Annotated in this window: 12 protein-coding genes and 2 pseudogenes; 12 read left to right on the top strand and 2 right to left on the bottom strand. The window is 67.0% G+C overall.

What is annotated here, in order from left to right:
- Window positions 1-9 precede the first annotated feature (9 nt).
- Window positions 10-1,113: a polyprenyl synthetase family protein gene (locus ACSQ1X_RS15900; RefSeq protein ID WP_055802669.1), complete on the top strand. Its 1,104-nt coding sequence runs from the start codon at window positions 10-12 to the stop codon at window positions 1,111-1,113.
- Window positions 1,114-1,534: 421 nt separating this feature from the next.
- Window positions 1,535-2,374, top strand: a complete 840-nt coding sequence (locus ACSQ1X_RS15895; RefSeq protein ID WP_436058341.1) for an endonuclease domain-containing protein — start codon at window positions 1,535-1,537, stop codon at window positions 2,372-2,374.
- 139 nt (window positions 2,375-2,513) lie between these two features.
- On the opposite strand, the gene ACSQ1X_RS15890 is transcribed toward ACSQ1X_RS15895, so the two are convergent.
- Both ACSQ1X_RS15890 and ACSQ1X_RS15885 read right to left on the bottom strand, forming a co-directional pair.
- A complete protein-coding gene (locus tag ACSQ1X_RS15890) occupies window positions 2,514-2,939 on the bottom strand; it encodes a hypothetical protein (protein ID WP_055802665.1) in 426 nt (141 codons plus the stop codon).
- A gap of 14 nt (window positions 2,940-2,953) precedes the next feature.
- Window positions 2,954-3,625, bottom strand: coding sequence for a trimeric intracellular cation channel family protein (locus tag ACSQ1X_RS15885; RefSeq protein ID WP_436058340.1), 672 nt, complete (start codon window positions 3,623-3,625; stop codon window positions 2,954-2,956).
- A gap of 61 nt (window positions 3,626-3,686) precedes the next feature.
- Here ACSQ1X_RS15885 and ACSQ1X_RS15880 point away from each other — a divergent pair.
- The 10 genes and pseudogenes from ACSQ1X_RS15880 to ACSQ1X_RS15835 form a co-directional block, all read left to right on the top strand.
- Window positions 3,687-4,469: pseudogene (locus ACSQ1X_RS15880) on the top strand (sirohydrochlorin chelatase).
- 54 nt (window positions 4,470-4,523) lie between these two features.
- On the top strand, window positions 4,524-6,269 hold the full coding sequence (locus tag ACSQ1X_RS15875; protein ID WP_055802657.1) for a nitrite/sulfite reductase: 1,746 nt from the start codon (window positions 4,524-4,526) through the stop codon (window positions 6,267-6,269).
- The gene (locus ACSQ1X_RS15870; protein ID WP_436058339.1) at window positions 6,266-7,045 is read left to right on the top strand and encodes a phosphoadenylyl-sulfate reductase; all 780 of its coding nucleotides are present in this window, start codon (window positions 6,266-6,268) and stop codon (window positions 7,043-7,045) included. The genes ACSQ1X_RS15875 and ACSQ1X_RS15870 overlap by 4 nt, the downstream gene beginning before the upstream one ends.
- The gene (gene cysD, locus ACSQ1X_RS15865) at window positions 7,042-8,121 is read left to right on the top strand and encodes a sulfate adenylyltransferase subunit CysD (RefSeq protein WP_436058338.1); all 1,080 of its coding nucleotides are present in this window, start codon (window positions 7,042-7,044) and stop codon (window positions 8,119-8,121) included. The genes ACSQ1X_RS15870 and cysD overlap by 4 nt, the downstream gene beginning before the upstream one ends.
- Window positions 8,121-9,542, top strand: a complete 1,422-nt coding sequence (locus ACSQ1X_RS15860; protein ID WP_436058337.1) for a sulfate adenylyltransferase subunit 1 — start codon at window positions 8,121-8,123, stop codon at window positions 9,540-9,542. The genes cysD and ACSQ1X_RS15860 overlap by 1 nt, the downstream gene beginning before the upstream one ends.
- Before the next feature lie 172 nt (window positions 9,543-9,714).
- Window positions 9,715-10,725 (top strand): GTP pyrophosphokinase, encoded by a 1,011-nt coding sequence (locus tag ACSQ1X_RS15855; RefSeq protein ID WP_055802651.1) that lies wholly within the window; start codon window positions 9,715-9,717, stop codon window positions 10,723-10,725.
- A 433-nt stretch (window positions 10,726-11,158) separates the two neighbouring features.
- Entirely contained in the window at window positions 11,159-12,226 is a 1,068-nt protein-coding gene (locus ACSQ1X_RS15850) for a hypothetical protein (protein WP_436058336.1), read from the top strand.
- A complete protein-coding gene (locus ACSQ1X_RS15845; protein WP_436058335.1) occupies window positions 12,223-14,046 on the top strand; it encodes a hypothetical protein in 1,824 nt (607 codons plus the stop codon). The genes ACSQ1X_RS15850 and ACSQ1X_RS15845 overlap by 4 nt, the downstream gene beginning before the upstream one ends.
- 142 nt (window positions 14,047-14,188) lie before the next feature.
- Window positions 14,189-15,355, top strand: coding sequence for an RtcB family protein (locus ACSQ1X_RS15840; protein WP_436058334.1), 1,167 nt, complete (start codon window positions 14,189-14,191; stop codon window positions 15,353-15,355).
- A 27-nt stretch (window positions 15,356-15,382) separates the two neighbouring features.
- Window positions 15,383-16,705: pseudogene (locus tag ACSQ1X_RS15835) on the top strand (aspartate aminotransferase family protein); the annotation flags it as partial.
- Window positions 16,706-16,771: the final 66 nt, after the last annotated feature.

Raw genomic sequence — 16,771 nt, 5'->3', positions numbered from 1 at the left:
GGTTAACCCGTGACGAACTCTGCCAAGCACAGCTGGACCCACGCCGGACACGGCCTGCCGGACGCCAGGGAGCCCGAGCCCAGCACCACCGCCATCGCCACCGGACTCCAGCTGCCCGCCGGTTTCGCCGCCATCGCGGAAGACCCGGAGTTGGGTCCCGCCCTCACCACCAACCTTGCCCGGGTGGAAAAGAAGCTCCGCGAGGCCATTGCCAACTCCGATCCGCTGGCTGACGCGACGTCGCGCCACCTGGTGGAAGCCGGCGGCAAGCGCATCCGCCCGCTGCTGGCCCTGCTCTGCGCCCACCTCGGTGACGCCTCGCGCCCGGCCGTAGTGCAGGCTGCCGTGGTAGTCGAGCTGACGCACCTGGCTACCCTGTACCACGACGACGTGATGGACTCGGCCCCGTTCCGCCGCGGCGCGCCCACCGCCCACGAGGTCTGGGGAAACTCCGTGGCCGTCCTCACCGGCGACCTGATTTTTGCCCGCGCGTCTATCTTGGTGTCCGAGCTCGGCTCGCGCGCGCTGGGAATCCAGGCCCGCACCTTCGAACGGCTATGCCTGGGCCAGCTGCACGAGACCGTGGGACCCCGCCCCGACGAGGACCCCGTGGAGCACTACCTGTCCGTCATCGCGGACAAGACCGGCTCCCTGGTGGCTGCCTCCGGCCAGCTCGGCGCCATCTTCTCCGGTGCCGACGAAGCCTACGAGCCGCTGCTGGTGGAGTACGGCGAGAAGATCGGTGTGGCCTTCCAGCTGGCCGACGACGTCATCGATGTCACCGGCATCAAGGTCAAGTCCGGCAAGTCCCCGGGCACGGACCTGCGCGAAGGCGTGCCCACGCTGCCGGTCCTGCTCCTGCGCAACGCCGCCGCCGAAGGTGACCAGTCCGCCGTCGAACTTTTGAAGCTGATCGACGGCGACCTCTCCTCGGATGAGGCACTCGCCGCCGCCGTCGCCGGCCTGCGGGACCACCGGGTTACTGCGGAATCGTGGGTTGTGGCGCGCGCCTGGGCCGATGAAGCCATCGCCGCGCTGGCGCCGCTGCCTGAAGGCGTGGTCAAGTCCTCGCTCACCAGCTTCGCCCTGGCAGTGGTGGACCGCGCGAGCTAATACCCGCTGGCCTCACTAAGGCCTCCAGGGCTCCCGGCGTTAAACTCCCGGCCTCAAAACGGTATGGCCCCGGTTCTCTGCAGCAATACGAGTCATACGCTGCGTCGAACCGGGGCCATTTCTCCGTTCGCATCAGATCCACCGGAGGCATTTAGTGGATCCGTGAATAAGTCTATGACAGCTTTGTCACGAATGCGAGCCGGAGTGTTAATCGGCGTGTCACAGTTCTTTGGCTGAACCTGGCTGAACCTGGCTGCTCCCGTTGTGACCCTGTATCGCTGACTTCCTTGACCACAGCGCCCACGCCACGGCGTGTTGCAGGCCATTGGTGTCGAAACCGGGTCGGCACGGCGGCTGTAGGTTGTCCACATAGCCTCGCCGCGGGATGTTGCAGCCTGAATGCCGGACCCACGCTGGCTTGATGGACCTCCTCACATTTCTGCGGCTTCGGGGTGGTGCGGCCAAACGAAGTCAGCTGGTGGCCTCCGGCTTCCAGCGGGTGGAGCTTGAGGCCGCGGTGGCAACGGGCCTGCTGTTCCGTCCGTTGCGGGGCGTCTACTCGACAGCAACCGCGGACGACGGCGTGGTGGCCGCGTTTCGGTCAAACGGACTGCTCACGTGTATCTCGGCCGCCGCCCATTACAACCTCTGGACGCTGCACCCGGCACAGGCATTTCACCTGAGCTGCGGGAACGGAGTCCCCAAGCCGGGTGTGGTGGATCATTCACCCTGCACCCACCCCAAGCATCCGTCGCTACCGGTGGCCGGACTCGCTGACGTGCTGCTGCATGCCCTGAGGTGCCTGCCCGAGTTGGATGCGTTGGTGATGGTGCAATGCGCCGCCCAGCGCGGGGACATCACGGGCGAGTTCCTTCTGAAGAAGCTGCCGGGGAAACGAAACGGCAGGGCACGCGCCGTGCTGGGTCTCCTGATTCCCAGGGCGGACTCACTGCTGGAAATATTGGCCCACACGCATTTTGTCCGTGCGGGCCTCAATGTTCGCATGCATGTTGAACTGCCCGGCGTCGGTGAAGTCGACTGCCTCGTGGACGATTGGCTGGTGGTGGAACTCGATGGAGCGTCTCATTTTGAACCTCGACAGATCAAGAAGGACAATCGCCGGAGCAGGTCCAGCATCCTGGGCGGCCGGCTGACCCTCCGCTACTACTACGACGACGTGGTGCGCAATCCCCAAGCCATGGTGGAGGAGATCCGCGCCATACTGCGCCTTCACGCCGATGGCGGGTTCGCGCCATGGTGAGCCGCCACGCCGTCGTGACCTTGTTTACGGCAGCCAGCCGGCGGACACGCCCGGATTCCGGCGTGGCGCCGGGCTCCGGGGTTGAAACAAGGTCACGACGGCGACGGTGGCCGCCACCGGAGCGGCGGAACCAGGGACCCTAGTCCTCTTCGCCCTCGAACGCCCACTCGAACATGTCGAACACGAACTCGGAGAACGTGCCTTCTTCGCTCTTCCACTGGCCGCGGGCGTTGTTGCGGCGGTACACGATGGGGTCCGGGACGCCGAGGTCGCCCACGCGGAAACCCCAGGTGAACTGTTCTTCCTCGTCCTCAAGGAACATGAGGAAGCCTTCGTCATCAACTTCGAGTTCCTCGGGGTCCCAGAAGTAGTGGTAGGCCTCCATGAGGTCCTCGCAGCCGCCTACTGCCTGGTAGAACTCCCGCAGGACCAAGGGGACCTGGAACTGGTGCTCGGACAGGGCCTCGTCGAGCTCTTCGGGGGACAGCCCGTCCTCTTCCTGCCATTCGTCTTCGAGATACTTCGGAACAAGCGCGCGGAACTTCTCGAGGAACATGTCAGTCATGGTTCTTATCCTAGCTAATCGCGGCCGCCCTTTTCCGCCGTCCCCAGCCCCAGCCGGTGCCACCCCCGGACGGCCAGCGGAACGTACCAGGAACGGCGCCAGGCCGTCACCCGGAAGGCGAATACGACGGCGGCGACGGCGCCGGCCGTGAGGGCGTTGAAGGAACCCGAAACCCACAGGATGGTGGTGAGCGCTGCCCCGGTGAACGCGGGGAGCGCATAGAGGTCCTTGGGGTCGAAGAGCTGGGGCACCTCATTGGCAGTGATGTCGCGCAGGAGGCCGCCGCCCACCGCCGTCGTGACCCCCAGCAGCACCGCCGCCACCGGGTTCATCCCGGCGGAGAGTGCCTTCAGCGTGCCGGTGATGCAGAACAGTGCCAGCCCGCCGGCGTCGAACAGGATGAGCAGCGACGTGTAGCGCTGGACGCTGGAAAACAGGAAATACACCAGCACGGTGGCCAGCAGCGGGGGAGCCAGGTACGCCGGGTTGGTGAACGCCGCGGGAGGGCCGCTGTTGAGGATGATGTCGCGGATGACGCCGCCGCCCAGGGACACCAGGGAGGCGAGCAGCAGGGACCCGAGGATGTCGAACTGCTTCCGCGCCGCCAGCAGGGATCCGGAGACCGCGAAGAAGAAGACACCGGCCAGATCCAGCCATACCTGAACGGCGTCGAATGAGATGGTCAATGGGCGTCCCGGTCAGTGTGGAAGGGGCGGATGGGGCTGCTCCAACGTTACGCTAGCCCCTATGAATAGCCCCATCATGATCGCCTGTGCCCACGGAACGTCCAGCCCGCTGGGCGGCGCCGAGGTCAACGGCCTCCGTGCCGACATCAGCTCGCTGCGCCCCGGCCTGGATGTCCGGGAAGCCTATGTGGATGTCCAGGACCCGGACCTGGTGGACGTCATGGCCGGGCTGCCGGAGGGAGAAGCAGCCGTCATCGTGCCGCTGCTGCTCAGCGTGGGCTTCCACACCAAGGTGGACATCGCGAAGGCGGCGCGCAGCAGGGAAGGTTCCAGTGCCTCGGAGCCGCTCGGCCCGGACCCCCGGCTGGCGGAGATCCTCGACCAGCGGCTGCGGGAAGCCGGGGCCACCGAGCACGACGCCGTGGTGCTGGCGGCCGCCGGATCCACCAACCCCAAAGCCTCGGTCAGCGTCGAGGAGCTCGCCGAACACCTCCGGGCTCTGCGGGGCAACAGGATTGTTCCCGCCTACGGTGCGGCCGCCAAACCGTCAGTGCCCGACGCCGTCGCCTCCCTCCGTGCCGAATACCCCGGAAGCGAGGGGCAGGGACGGGTGATCATCGCGTCCTACCTGCTGGCCCACGGCTTCTTCCACGACCAGCTGGCCAAGGCCGAAGCGGACATCGTCACGGAGCCGCTGCTGCCGTCCCGGCTCATGGCTCAGATCGCGCTGGACCGTTATGACGCCGCCGTCGCAGCGGGTGCTTAAAAGCCCCCGGACCATGCACAGGCCCCGGGCTACTTCAAGGCTTCCCGGCGATTCATGACGAAATATTTCCCTAGGTGACCTCGCGTTTCTGACCCTTTGTGACGGCTTTCCGGTGGGACCTACAGTCGATGCATGACTGATACAGCTCTAGCCGGAGCGTCCGCGGACTCCGCTGCCGCCAAGCGACCCGCACGCGCCAACCGACCGGCAGCGAAGCCGCACGGCCAGTGGAAGGTGGACGGCACCACGCCGCTCAACGCCAACGAAACCTGGAAGCAGGAGGACGACGGCCTTAACGTCCGCGAGCGTATCGAGTCCATCTACTCCAAGGACGGCTTCGACTCCATTCCGGGCCAGGACCTGCACGGCCGCTTCCGCTGGTGGGGCCTCTACACGCAGCGCAAGCCCGGGATCGACGGCGGCAAGACCGCCACACTGGAGCCGCACGAGCTCGAGGACAAGTACTTCATGCTCCGCGTCAGGATCGACGGCGGTGCACTCACCACCGAGCAGCTGCGCGTCATCGGCCAGATCTCCGTCGACTTCGCCCGGGACTCCGCGGACCTCACCGACCGCCAGAACATCCAGCTGCACTGGATCCGCGTGGAGGACATCCCCGAGATCTGGCGCCGCCTCGAAAGTAACGGCCTGTCCACCACCGAAGCCTGCGGCGACGTTCCCCGCGTCATCCTCGGCTCGCCCGTGGCCGGCATCGCCAAGGACGAGATCATCGACCCCACCCCGCTCATCGCCGAGCTGGGGGAGCGGTTCATCGGCAACCCGCTGCTGTCCAACCTGCCGCGCAAGTACAAGACCGCCATCACCGGCCACCCCAGCCAGGACGTGGTGCACGAGATCAACGACTTCGCCCTCGTGGGCGTCAAGCACCCCGAACTCGGCATCGGCTACGACCTCTGGGCCGGCGGCGCGCTGTCCACCAACCCCATGCTGGGCAAGCGCCTCGGCGCCTTCGTCACGCCCGAGCAGGCTGCCGACGTGTGGCTCGGCGTCACCAGCATCTTCCGCGACTACGGCTACCGCCGCATGCGCACCAAGGCGCGCCTGAAGTTCCTGATGGCCGACTGGGGTCCGGAAAAGTTCCGCCAGATCCTCGAGGACGAATACCTCGGCTACAAGCTGGCTGACGGCCCCGCCGCCCCCAAGCCCTCCACTCCGGGCGACCACGTGGGCGTGCACGAACAGAAGGACGGCAAGTTCTTCATCGGCGCCACCCCCATTGCCGGCCGGCTCTCCGGCGCGCAGCTGGTGAAGCTCGCGGACACTCTCGAAGCCCGCGGCTCCTACCGACTGCGCACCACCCCGCACCAGAAGCTCGTGGTGCTGGACGTGCCCAAGGACGAGGTTGAACCGCTGGTGGCCGAGCTCGACGCCCTGGGCCTCTCCGCCCGCCCGTCCGTGTTCCGCCGCGGCACCATCGCCTGCACCGGCATCGAATACTGCAAGCTGGCCATCGTGGAAACCAAGATGACCGCCGCCACCGCTGTGGCCGAGCTGGAACGCCGCCTCGCGGACCTCGCCGAGAGCGGCCAGCTGCCCCACGCCCTGTCCCTGCACATCAACGGCTGCCCCAACTCCTGCGCCCGCATCCAGACCGCGGACATCGGACTCAAGGGCATGATGCTGCCAACGCCCGACGGCGATCCCACCCCCGGCTTCCAGGTCCACCTGGGCGGCGGGCTGGCTTCCTCCACCCGTGAAGAGGCCGGCCTCGGACGCACCGTCCGCGGCCTGAAGGTCTACGTCGAGGACCTGCCGGACTACGTCGAGCGCGTCGTCCGTAAGTTCGTGGCCGAGCACACCGAAGGCCAGACCTTCGCCGAGTGGGCCCACGCAGCAGATGAGGAGGACCTGCAATGAGCAAGCACGCACTTGGAATAGACCCGGTGGTTGAGCCCGCCGAAACCCCGGCCTCGACAAGCTCGACCGCCGTAACCCTCCGCTCCCACGACGAGCTCAAGGCACTGGCCGAGGCCGGCGCTGCCGAGCTCGGCTGGGACGCTCCGGCCCGCGACGTCATCGCCTGGGTTGCCCGGAACTTCGACCTGCCCGCCGTCGCCGTGGCCTGCTCCATGGCCGACGCCGTGCTGCCTGCACTGGTCGCCGACCAGCTTCCCGGCGTCGACGTACTGTTCCTGGAGACCGGCTACCACTTCCCGGAAACCTACGCCACGCGCGACGAGGTTGCCGCAAACCTCCGCGTCAACGTGGTGGATGTCCTCCCGGAGAACACCGTCGAGCAGCAGGACCGACTCCTCGGCAAGGACCTCTTTGCACGGGACGCCGCCCAGTGCTGCGCCCTCCGCAAGGTGGCCCCGCTGCGCCGCACGCTCGCCGGCTACGAACTGTGGTTCACCGGCGTGCGCCGCGACGAAGCCCCCACCCGCACCAACACCCCGCTGATCACCTGGGACGAAACCAACGGCCTGGTCAAGGTCAACCCGGTGGCAGCGTGGAGCTTCGACCAGCTGGTGCAGTACTCCGACGACAACCTCCTTCCCGTCAACCCGCTGCTTTCACAGGGCTACCCGTCCATTGGCTGCCAGCCCTGCACCCGCAAGGTAGCGCCCGGCGATGACCCCCGCGCCGGCCGCTGGGCAGGAACCGACAAGACAGAATGCGGACTACACGTATGAGCAACTTCCCAACTTCCGTGGCCGTCGACCCCGATGCCGCCCCCTTCACCTCCACCGCCTCCACGGCAGATGCCGCCCCCGGCCCTGCGCCGCGCGGCATCCGTCCTTCGGACGATGCGCGCGGCTCCGACAGGCCCGATGCCACTCCCGGGGCGGCATCTGCCGCTCCGGCTCTGGAGTCACGTCGCCTTTCCTCGCTGGACACCCTCGAGTCCGAGGCCATCCACATCATCCGCGAGGTAGTGGCCGAGTTCGAGAAGCCTGCGCTGCTGTTCTCCGGCGGCAAGGACTCCGTGGTCATGCTGCACCTCGCCACCAAGGCGTTCTGGCCGGGCAAGGTTCCCTTCCCCGTGCTGCACGTGGACACCGGACACAACTTTCCCGAGGTCATCGACTTCCGCGACCGCACTGTTGAGCGCCTTGGCCTGAAGCTGGTTGTCGGCTCGGTCCAGGAATTCATCGATTCAGGCGAACTGGCCGAGCGTGCCGACGGAACCCGCAACCCGCTGCAGACCGTCCCGCTGCTGGACGCGATCCAGCGCAACAAGTTCGACGCCGTCTTCGGTGGCGGCCGCCGCGACGAGGACAAGGCCCGCGCCAAGGAGCGCATCCTGAGCCTCCGCGACGAATTCGGCCAGTGGGACCCGCGCAACCAGCGTCCCGAGCTGTGGAACCTGTACAACGGCCGCCACACCGTGGGCCAGCACGTGCGCGCGTTCCCCATCAGCAACTGGACCGAGCTGGATGTGTGGCGCTACATCGAGCGCGAAAACATCGAGCTGCCCGGCCTGTACTACGCCCATGACCGCGAGGTCTTTGCCCGCGACGGCATGTGGCGCGCCGTGGGCGAAGTGTCCCAACCGCGCCCCGATGAGGAAGTCATCACCAAAACCGTCCGTTACCGGACCGTGGGCGACATGTCCTGCACCGGCGCTGTTGAGTCAGCCGCCGCCACGGTGCGCGACGTCGTCATTGAAGTTGCCGCCTCCACCATCACCGAACGTGGCGCCACCCGTGCGGATGACCGCATCTCCGAGGCCGCCATGGAAGACCGCAAGAAGGATGGCTATTTCTAATGAGCACCGAAATCGATACAGCCCGCGCGGCTGCCCTTCTTGACGAGGCACCGCTCGCGCACGCTTCGCTGTTCCGCTTCGCTACCGCCGGATCGGTCGACGACGGCAAGTCCACCTTGGTGGGCCGCCTCCTGCACGACTCCAAGGCAATCCTGGCCGACCAGCTCGACGCCGTTGCCCGCACGTCCGCAGACCGCGGCTTCGGCGGCTCGGCAGGCGGCATCGACCTGGCACTCCTGACCGACGGCCTCCGCGCCGAGCGCGAGCAGGGCATCACCATCGACGTCGCCTACCGCTACTTCGCCACGGACCGCCGCAGCTTCATCCTGGCCGACTGCCCCGGGCACGTGCAGTACACCAAGAACACGGTGACCGGCGCGTCCACCGCGGATGCCGTCGTCGTACTCATCGACGCCCGCAAGGGTGTCCTGGAGCAGACCCGCCGTCACTTGTCCGTGCTGCAGCTGCTGCGCGTGGCCCATGTGATTGTGGCCGTGAACAAGATCGACCTGGTGGACTTCAGCGAGTCCGTGTTCCGCGAGATCGAAGCCGACGTGCAGCAGGTGGGCCGCGAGCTGGGCCTCGGTTCCGATGGGATCACCGACCTGCTGGTGGTTCCGGTGTCCGCGCTCGACGGCGACAACGTGGTAGAGCGCTCGGAGCGCACCCCCTGGTACACCGGGCCGGCGCTGCTCGAGGTGCTCGAGACCCTGCCCGCCGCCGACGAACTGGAAAGCCACCTGGAGAGCTTCCGCTTCCCCGTGCAGCTGGTCATCCGGCCGCAGGGGGCACTGGCTCCCGACGCGGTTGCCGGCGGACTCGACGTCGAGGCTTACCGCGACTACCGCGCGTACGCCGGGCAGATCACTGAAGGCTCGGTGAAGGTGGGCGACAAGGTCAGCGTACTGACCCCCGGCCAGGACCCGCGCACCACCACGGTGACGGGCATCGACTTCGCGGGCGCCGAGCTCACCGAAGCTGTTGCGCCGCAGTCCGTGGCGCTGCGCCTGGCAGACGAGTTCGACGTCGCCCGCGGTGACACCATCGCCGCCGCAGGCACCGTCCGCGAAGCCTCGGCAGACCTCTACGCCGCGCTGTGCTGGCTGTCCCCGAAGCCGCTCCGCGAAGGCGCCAAGGTGCTGGTCAAGCACGGCACCCGGACCGTGCAGGCCCTGGTCCGCAGCGTCAGCGGCAAACTGGACCTCGCCACCTTCAAACTTGAGGGCGCGTCCAGCCTGGAACTCAACGACATCGGCCACGCGCAGCTCCGGCTCGCCGCCCCGCTGCCGCTGGAAAACTACCTTCACCACCGCCGCACCGGTGCTTTCCTGGTGATTGATCCGCTGGACGGCAACACCCTGGCCGCCGGCCTGGTCAACGACCACCCGGGCGACCACGAGGATGAGCGCTACTCGATCTGATTCCTGCAGCACGAAACAGCGGCTTGTTCGCCAAACCTGACCCTCGAGGACAGGTTCTGCGAACAGGCCGCTGTTTTTGTCCGGAGGACCCGGAGCCCGGCAGTAGCTGAAAACCGCTGCCTTGGATACTCTGCTGGGTAGATGCGCTGCGCGACGATCTGAGGGGGACCGGTTGGAAGATCATGATTCCGTTGTTGCCAGCTCCCTGGAGCAATACAGTGCGCTGCTGCCCCGGCTGAATGCGGCCTCCGATGCCATCGGGCATGCCATCCGGGCCCGGCTCCGCGACGACGGCCTCAACCACCACACCGTGCAGGCCCGCGTCAAGGACCCCGGTTCGGTCAAGGGAAAGCTGGACCGGCTCACTGCGGACGGCAGATTCAAGTATGAACACGGACTCGAGCAGCTCGACGACCTCATCGGTGTCCGGGTGATCATGTTCCTCGAACCCGACATCGCTGACGTTGCAACGGCACTCAAGGGGCAGTTCAACTGCCGCGAGGACGATGACAAAACAAGCTCCCAGCGGCGCAACGGCCAGATCGGCTACGCCGGCCGGCACCTGATCCTGGAAGTCCCCGCCGAGAACGTTCCCGTGGGCTGCCAGCCGTTCATCGGGGATCGCTTCGAAGTCCAAATCCGCACCGTGCTGCAGCATGCATGGGCTGCCTTCGAGCATGACATCCGCTACAAGAGCCTCGCGGAGGCCAACGCGGAAGTGGACCGCGCGTTCACCATGGCGTCAACCCTCATCGAACTCGCGGACGCCCAGTTCTCGGCGATCAACGACATCGTCAAACGCCGTCAGGCCGAAAGCACGGCCGAGTTCGCCGCCAACCCCGCCGCAACCGAGCTCACCGGGGACATCCTCCAGGACATGCTGGCCCGGTTGCTCTCCGAACACCCCAGGAGCCAGGCCCGGCAGTACGGCTGGCTGGGGGACCTGCTTGCCGCCAACGGTGTGCGGACAGTGGCCGATGCCGAGGAGCTCTTCGGCACCGCCGACTGGTCCGGGGTGGCCAAGAGAATGGACTACAAGTTCCCCGCCGGCCACGTCCGGATTGCCGACGACTTCCTGCTGAAGACCTGGGGCGTGGACTACATTGCGCGCACCAAATCCCTGGGGGACGACCCCAAACGTGAGGCGAAACTGACGTACCGGCTGGAGCGCATGCAGGATTGAATTACCCCTGAGCCCGCTGGGGTGTGGCTAAAGTCCCGGCGGGGTTGCCGTCCGGGCGGGGACGGACCGGACAGTGACGGGGCTCCTGCTCAAGCTCCCGAGGTCACACCCCTATGGTGAGTACTCGCAAGGACCAGAGGTGAGTACCTCCTAAATATGCTTCGAAGTAGGTACCTGTTACTCGTGACACCCGCTTGAGCTGAACCCTAGGCTCGTCATCACAGGGCGGCCATGGCAATTATCGATTGTGCTGCAGATGCTGCTGGATATGCAGGGTTCAACTCCGGGGGGAACATTGATAGACCATCGATTTCTTCACATGGGCGTACGTGGTCCAGGCCGCAGGACTTCCTGGCTTGGCGTAGGGCGGGGAGGTGACCGCCCGGCCGGTCCTCACCCGCGCAGGTCACCGGGTACGCGGCCTCAGGCACTGGTGACCGCGCTGCTGCTCGCGTTGGAGGGTGGCCTGGTCATGGTGCCCGTGGCGGCGTCGGCTGCCGGGAGTGACATGCGCCCTGCGATGAACTGTGGGGTGCGGCTGCTCGCCGGCCTGGGTGGGCCGGGGAGCAACGCGATCGCTGCGAGCAGCAATGGCTTGGTCGTCGGCATCACCGACACTGCTGCAGGCGGGTCCGCACCCGTACTCTGGCGGGACGGCCAGCCGACCCCGCTGGCGATCCCGCTCCAGGCTGTGGCCCCCACCTCCGTGAACCAGAGCGGAGTCGTCGTCGGCACGGGGTATGACGACACGCATGAGGTGCTGGTGGGCTGGTGGTGGCAGGACGGGGTGTACCACCAACTCCCCGTGAGCCCCGGTGACATCGCGCTCCCCTCGATGGTGTCGGACAGCGGCGTCGTCGTCGGGGCGCTGATCAGCGACGAGGAGCACTCCGACGGGCCGGGCGCCGACGAGAACGAGCGCCCCGCTGTCTGGTCCTCAGTTACTGCGGCACCCAGCGACCTTGGGCTTCCCTCCGGGGCGGAGGGCGGTCATGCGTTCGCGATCGGCGCGGACGGCACGATCGGCGGGGTGGCCCTCGCCGACGGCGGTACGCCGGTCCTGTGGACGCAGGCTGGCACCCCGAGAACCCTGCCCACCATTGCCGGGCGGGGCGGCGTGGTGCTCGGGATCGACTCCGCCGGCCAGGCGCTCGGCCAGAGTGCCGTGCCCGGGGGAACCCACGCCGTCGCCTGGGACGTCCAAGGCCGGATCAACGACCTGGGCGCGGCAGCCGCCGGCCCCGACTCGGGCGCAGTGGCGGGCGTCTCGGGAGTGTCCGTGGGAACGGGCAGCAAGCCGTCCTTCCGCGCGTCCCGACCGCAGGCGGTGATGTGGGCGGGTAAGAGCGTCTCGATCCTGCCTCCGGGTTCGGACGGAAAGTTCACCGGCGTGTCCGGGTCGGCCACCTCGGTGTCCCGGCAGGGCGCCACCACTGTTGTCGTCGGGTTCTCGGCGGCAGCCAACGGGCTGCGCCGCGCGACCGAATGGAGCTGTCAATGAACGACCGCCGGCTCGTGCGCCGCCCACTTCGCCGGGCGATGGCCGTCTTGCTCGGCGGCATACTCGTTCTCGCCAATGCCTTCGTCCTCGCCACATCGGAAGAGACTCCGGCCACCGCCGCAGCCTCGGTGAGCCTGGGGTTCGTCGGCGACACCGGCGGCAACACGAGGACCGGCAAGGTGATCGACGCAGCAAGCAGTGCGGGGCTCGCGGCGATGTACAACCTCGGCGACATGTCCTATTCCGAGATCACCCCGGAGTCGTCCTGGTGCTCGTTCGTCACGCAGCACGCCGGGACGATGCCCTATGAGCTTTTGTCCGGGAACCATGAGGACAACGGACCTGACGGGGTGTGGTCGAACTTTGCCGAGTGCCTCCCGGACCGCCTCGGCGTGACCGGAACCTACGGCCAGCAGTTCTACTCGGACTACCCGGCGGGCAGCCCACTGGTCCGGACAATCATGGTGTCCCCGAAGCTGTCCTTCGACGGAACCAACCTCGACTGGTCCTACAAGGCCGGCACGCAGGGCTACAACTTCGTGTCATCCGCAATCGACGCAGCACGGGCTGCCGGGATCCCGTTCGTCGTCGTCGGGATGCACATGTATTGCCTGTCGATGGTCAACTACCCCTGCGCCGCCAGTCCTGACCTGATGAACCTGCTGGTGGCCAAGAAGGTGGACCTCTACCTTCAGGCGCACGACCACGCGTACGCACGCAGCTACCCGCTCGCGCTCCAGGGCACGTGCACAGCGATCCCCGTCAGCAGCTTCAACCCCGACTGTGTCGCCGACACGAACCCGACCGGCCAGTTCGCCGCCGGCACCGGGACGATCCTCGCCACAGTGGGTTCGGGCGGCAAGTCGATCAACAGCGAGAGCAACACGACGACGGCGCCGTACTTCCAGCGGTTCATGGGCAGCAACAACAACCCGACGTATGGCTTCCTGAAGGTGTCCGTGACCGATACGACGCTGACCGGCCAGTTCGTCGGCGCCTCGGGCGGGACCTTCACTGACAGTTTCACGCTCACCCGGCCGGCACCCTCGCCTTCGCCAACACCAACGCCTTCGCCGAGCCCCTCGCCTTCGCCAACACCAACGCCATCGCCGAGCCCAACGCCAACCCCCACACCGACATCGACACCGCTCTCTGTCCGGTCGTCGGCAACCGGAGCGGGCGAGCTGACCGCTTCGGGCTCCTACACGCCCACCCTGCCAGCAGGCTGGCAGCCCGGCGATACAGTCTTCCTGTTCTCGCAGGTGACCGTGTCCGGGTCCGCGAACAGCACGACTCCCGCCGGGTGGACGCGGGCAATCGCCGACTTCACCAGCGCCGGATCCACCTCAGCGCACCAGGCGGTCTGGTATCGGGTGATGCAGTCAGGCGATACAGCGCCGAGCGTGCCTGAGCCCACTTCCAGGTATGCCTGGGCGACGGTTGCCGTGCAGGGCGCAGACCCCACCACACCGCTGGACGTCACGCCCTCCACTGACACCAACAGCGGGGTGGCTTACCCGAATGTGAGGGCCCCGTCGGTCACTCCGGTGACGCCGGGAGCATTGCTGTTGACCGCACACGGCGTGAGGAACGGCACCAACTCGGCGACAACGACCTTCACGCCTCCGTTGGGGACGGCCGAGGTCGGCGATGTAACGTCGAGCATTGCCTCCAAGTCGAACGCGGCCATCGAGGTCGACTCCCTCGCGCTGACCGACACGTCCGCCACCGGTACGAAAACCGCCTCCGCAGCCTCGAGTTCGGGCGCCATCATCAACCAGTGTGGCTCGTCCATCGTGGTGCGCCCAGCCTCGCCCTGACCTTGTAACTCTCCCGCTCACAGGCAAGACGCTGCCCGGTCAGCAATGGCTGCCGGGCTGCCCTCCCATGAGTCGCCGCGGGGGTGTTGACACAGCGGGGCCCCGGCCTTACTTTCGCCCTATCCCGCCGGGAGGGAAGATCGTGGAACGCATCAACAGCCGGCTCATCAACTGGGCTTCCATCCTGGACGCACAGACGCGGGAGCAAGCCGTGAGAACGTCCCGGCTGCCCTTCATTTATCCGCATCTGGCGCTGATGCCGGACGCCCACCTGGGAAAGGGCGCCACGGTGGGCTCCGTCATCCCCACCCTGGGCGCCGTGATTCCGGCCGCGGTGGGGGTGGACATCGGCTGCGGCATGATTGCCGTCAGGACGCAGTACTTCCTCAACGACCTCCCTTCGGACCGGAAACGCCTGCGGGAGGCCATCGAGAACGTCATCCCGCTTTCGGCCGGACACAACAACCGCAGGGTCATGGCCACGGCCGAACCACGCATCGCGGAGCTGAGGAGGCAGGCTGCCAAGGCCAGGTTTGATCCCGGCCAGTACGTCCCGAAGTGGGAGCTCCAGCTTGGCTCGCTGGGATCAGGCAACCATTTCATCGAGGTCTGCGCGGACGAGACGGATGCCATCTGGCTGTTCCTGCACTCCGGTTCCCGCGGTGTTGGCAACAAGATCGCGCAGCACCACATCAGCGTCGCGCAGCGCGTCACGCGGGAGAAACGCATCGCTCTTCCCGATGCCGACCTCGCCTACCTGGAAGAGGGCACGGCCGAGTTCAGACGGTACATCGAGGAACTGCACTGGGCCCAGCAGTTCGCCCTGCTGAACCGTGAGGAAATGATGGACCGCGTGATCAGCCAGTTCGGCAACTGGACGGGCGGAAAGGTGCTGGAACGGGAACGGATCAACTGCCACCACAACTTCACCCGGCAGGAGACGCACTACGGCAAGTCCGTCTGGGTGTCCCGGAAGGGGGCCATCAAAGCCGAGCGCGGCGATCCCGGACTCATTCCCGGTTCCATGGGAACGGCGTCGTATGTAGTGGCCGGGCTTGGCAACCGCGTGGCGCTGAATTCCTCGCCGCACGGTGCAGGCCGCGAGTACTCGCGGACAGCGGCGCGTAAGGCGTTCTCCCTTGCTGAGCTGAAAAGGGCCATGCAGGGGATTGAATTCCGAGCCACCGAAGCCTTCATCGACGAGATTCCGGCGGCGTACAAGCCCATCGACGTCGTCATGCGCGACGCGCAGGACCTGGTGAGGATCGGTCACAGACTCCGGCAGCTCGTCAACGTCAAAGGCGACTGAACCCGGGCAGCCCAACGAAGAGAAACGGAGGATGTCATGAATCCCGACGACCTGGTCTTCCACCCCTGGGTGGTGCAGGGGCCGCGCGACGTGCCCACCCTGGTCGGTGGTTCCGGGAGCTACGTGATCGACGACACCGGACGGCGCTACCTGGACTTCAGCTCGCAACTGGTGTTCACCAACCTCGGCCACCAGCATCCGCGCATTGTGGCTGCGATCAAGGAGCAGGCCGACCGCCTGTGCACGCTCGCACCCGGCTATGCGTCCGATGTCCGGAGCGAGGCAGCGCGGCTGATTGTGGAGGTCGCACCGAAGGGCCTCGGGCACGTACTGTTCACCACCGGCGGGACAGAGGCCATCGAGCATGCGGTCCGGATGGCGCGGCTCTACACCGGACGGCCCAAAGTGCTCGCCGCCTACCGGTCGTACCACGGCTCGACGGCGGCCTCCATCCACCTCACCGGCGACCCTCGCCGCTGGGCCTCGGACACGGGCTCGGCCGGTGCCGTCCATTTCTTCGGGCCCTTCCTGTACCGGTCGGCGTTCGGGTCGAGCACCCCGGAGGAGGAATCGGAGCGGGCACTCGCCCACCTCGAACAGGTCATCCTCCTGGAAGGCCCGTCGACGATCGCAGGCCTGGTCCTGGAATCTGTGATCGGCAGCTCGGGCGTCATCGTGCCACCGGCCGGCTACCTGCGGGGGGTTCGCGAGCTGTGTGACCGCCACGGCATCGTCTACATCGCGGACGAGGTCATGGTCGGTTTCGGACGCACGGGAGCCTGGTTCGGCGTCGACCACGACGGCGTGGCGCCCGACCTGATGGCGTTTGCGAAGGGCGTTAACTCCGGGTACGTGCCGCTGGGCGGCGTGCTCGTGGGGGATGCGATCTACGAGATGTTCACCAAGCGCCCGTACCCGGCGGGACTGACCTATAGTGGCCACCCGCTCGCCTGCGCAGCCGCCGTCGGCGCCATCAATGCCATGCACGAGGAGGGCACGGTCGCAGCAGCTGCCCGCCTCGGTGCGGACGTCCTGGGGCCAGGGCTCCGGGCGCTCGCCGACAAGCACGGGTCCGTAGGGGACGTCCGCGGCATCGGCGGCCTCTGGTCCCTCGAACTGGTCCGCGACCGGCAGACCAAAGAGCCGCTTGTGCCGGCCGGGGCCACTGGTACGGCGAACGCACCGATGGTCTCGGTCGTCAAGGCGTGCCTTGTGCGCGGCCTGTTGCCGCTGGTCCTGGGCAACCGGGTCCATGTGGCGCCTCCGCTCAACGTGAACCGCGCCGACGCCGCCGCGGGCCTTGCCATTCTTGATGATGCCCTTGCGGCAGCCGACGCCTACCTCGCCTAGCCGTGCTGCCTAAGGGCGTCCGAATGTGACGCTAGATGAACCCGCGTGACCCCCCGTTTCCGCTTC

Origin of the sequence: Arthrobacter sp. LjRoot78 (assembly GCF_964254335.1) — a bacterium.
GTDB lineage: Bacteria > Actinomycetota > Actinomycetes > Actinomycetales > Micrococcaceae > Arthrobacter.
Note: the sequence above shows the minus strand (reverse complement) of the source record. Positions and strands in the feature narration are given on the sequence as shown.

Coding starts and splice junctions, on each gene's coding strand:
- ACSQ1X_RS15895 (WP_436058341.1), top strand. CDS start 1,535: ATGGACCTCCTCACATTTCTGCGGCTTCGGGGTGGTGCGGCCAAACGA.
- ACSQ1X_RS15890 (WP_055802665.1), bottom strand. CDS start 2,939: ATGACTGACATGTTCCTCGAGAAGTTCCGCGCGCTTGTTCCGAAGTAT.
- ACSQ1X_RS15875 (WP_055802657.1), top strand. CDS start 4,524: ATGACTGATACAGCTCTAGCCGGAGCGTCCGCGGACTCCGCTGCCGCC.
- ACSQ1X_RS15870 (WP_436058339.1), top strand. CDS start 6,266: ATGAGCAAGCACGCACTTGGAATAGACCCGGTGGTTGAGCCCGCCGAA.
- cysD (WP_436058338.1), top strand. CDS start 7,042: ATGAGCAACTTCCCAACTTCCGTGGCCGTCGACCCCGATGCCGCCCCC.
- ACSQ1X_RS15860 (WP_436058337.1), top strand. CDS start 8,121: ATGAGCACCGAAATCGATACAGCCCGCGCGGCTGCCCTTCTTGACGAG.
- ACSQ1X_RS15845 (WP_436058335.1), top strand. CDS start 12,223: ATGAACGACCGCCGGCTCGTGCGCCGCCCACTTCGCCGGGCGATGGCC.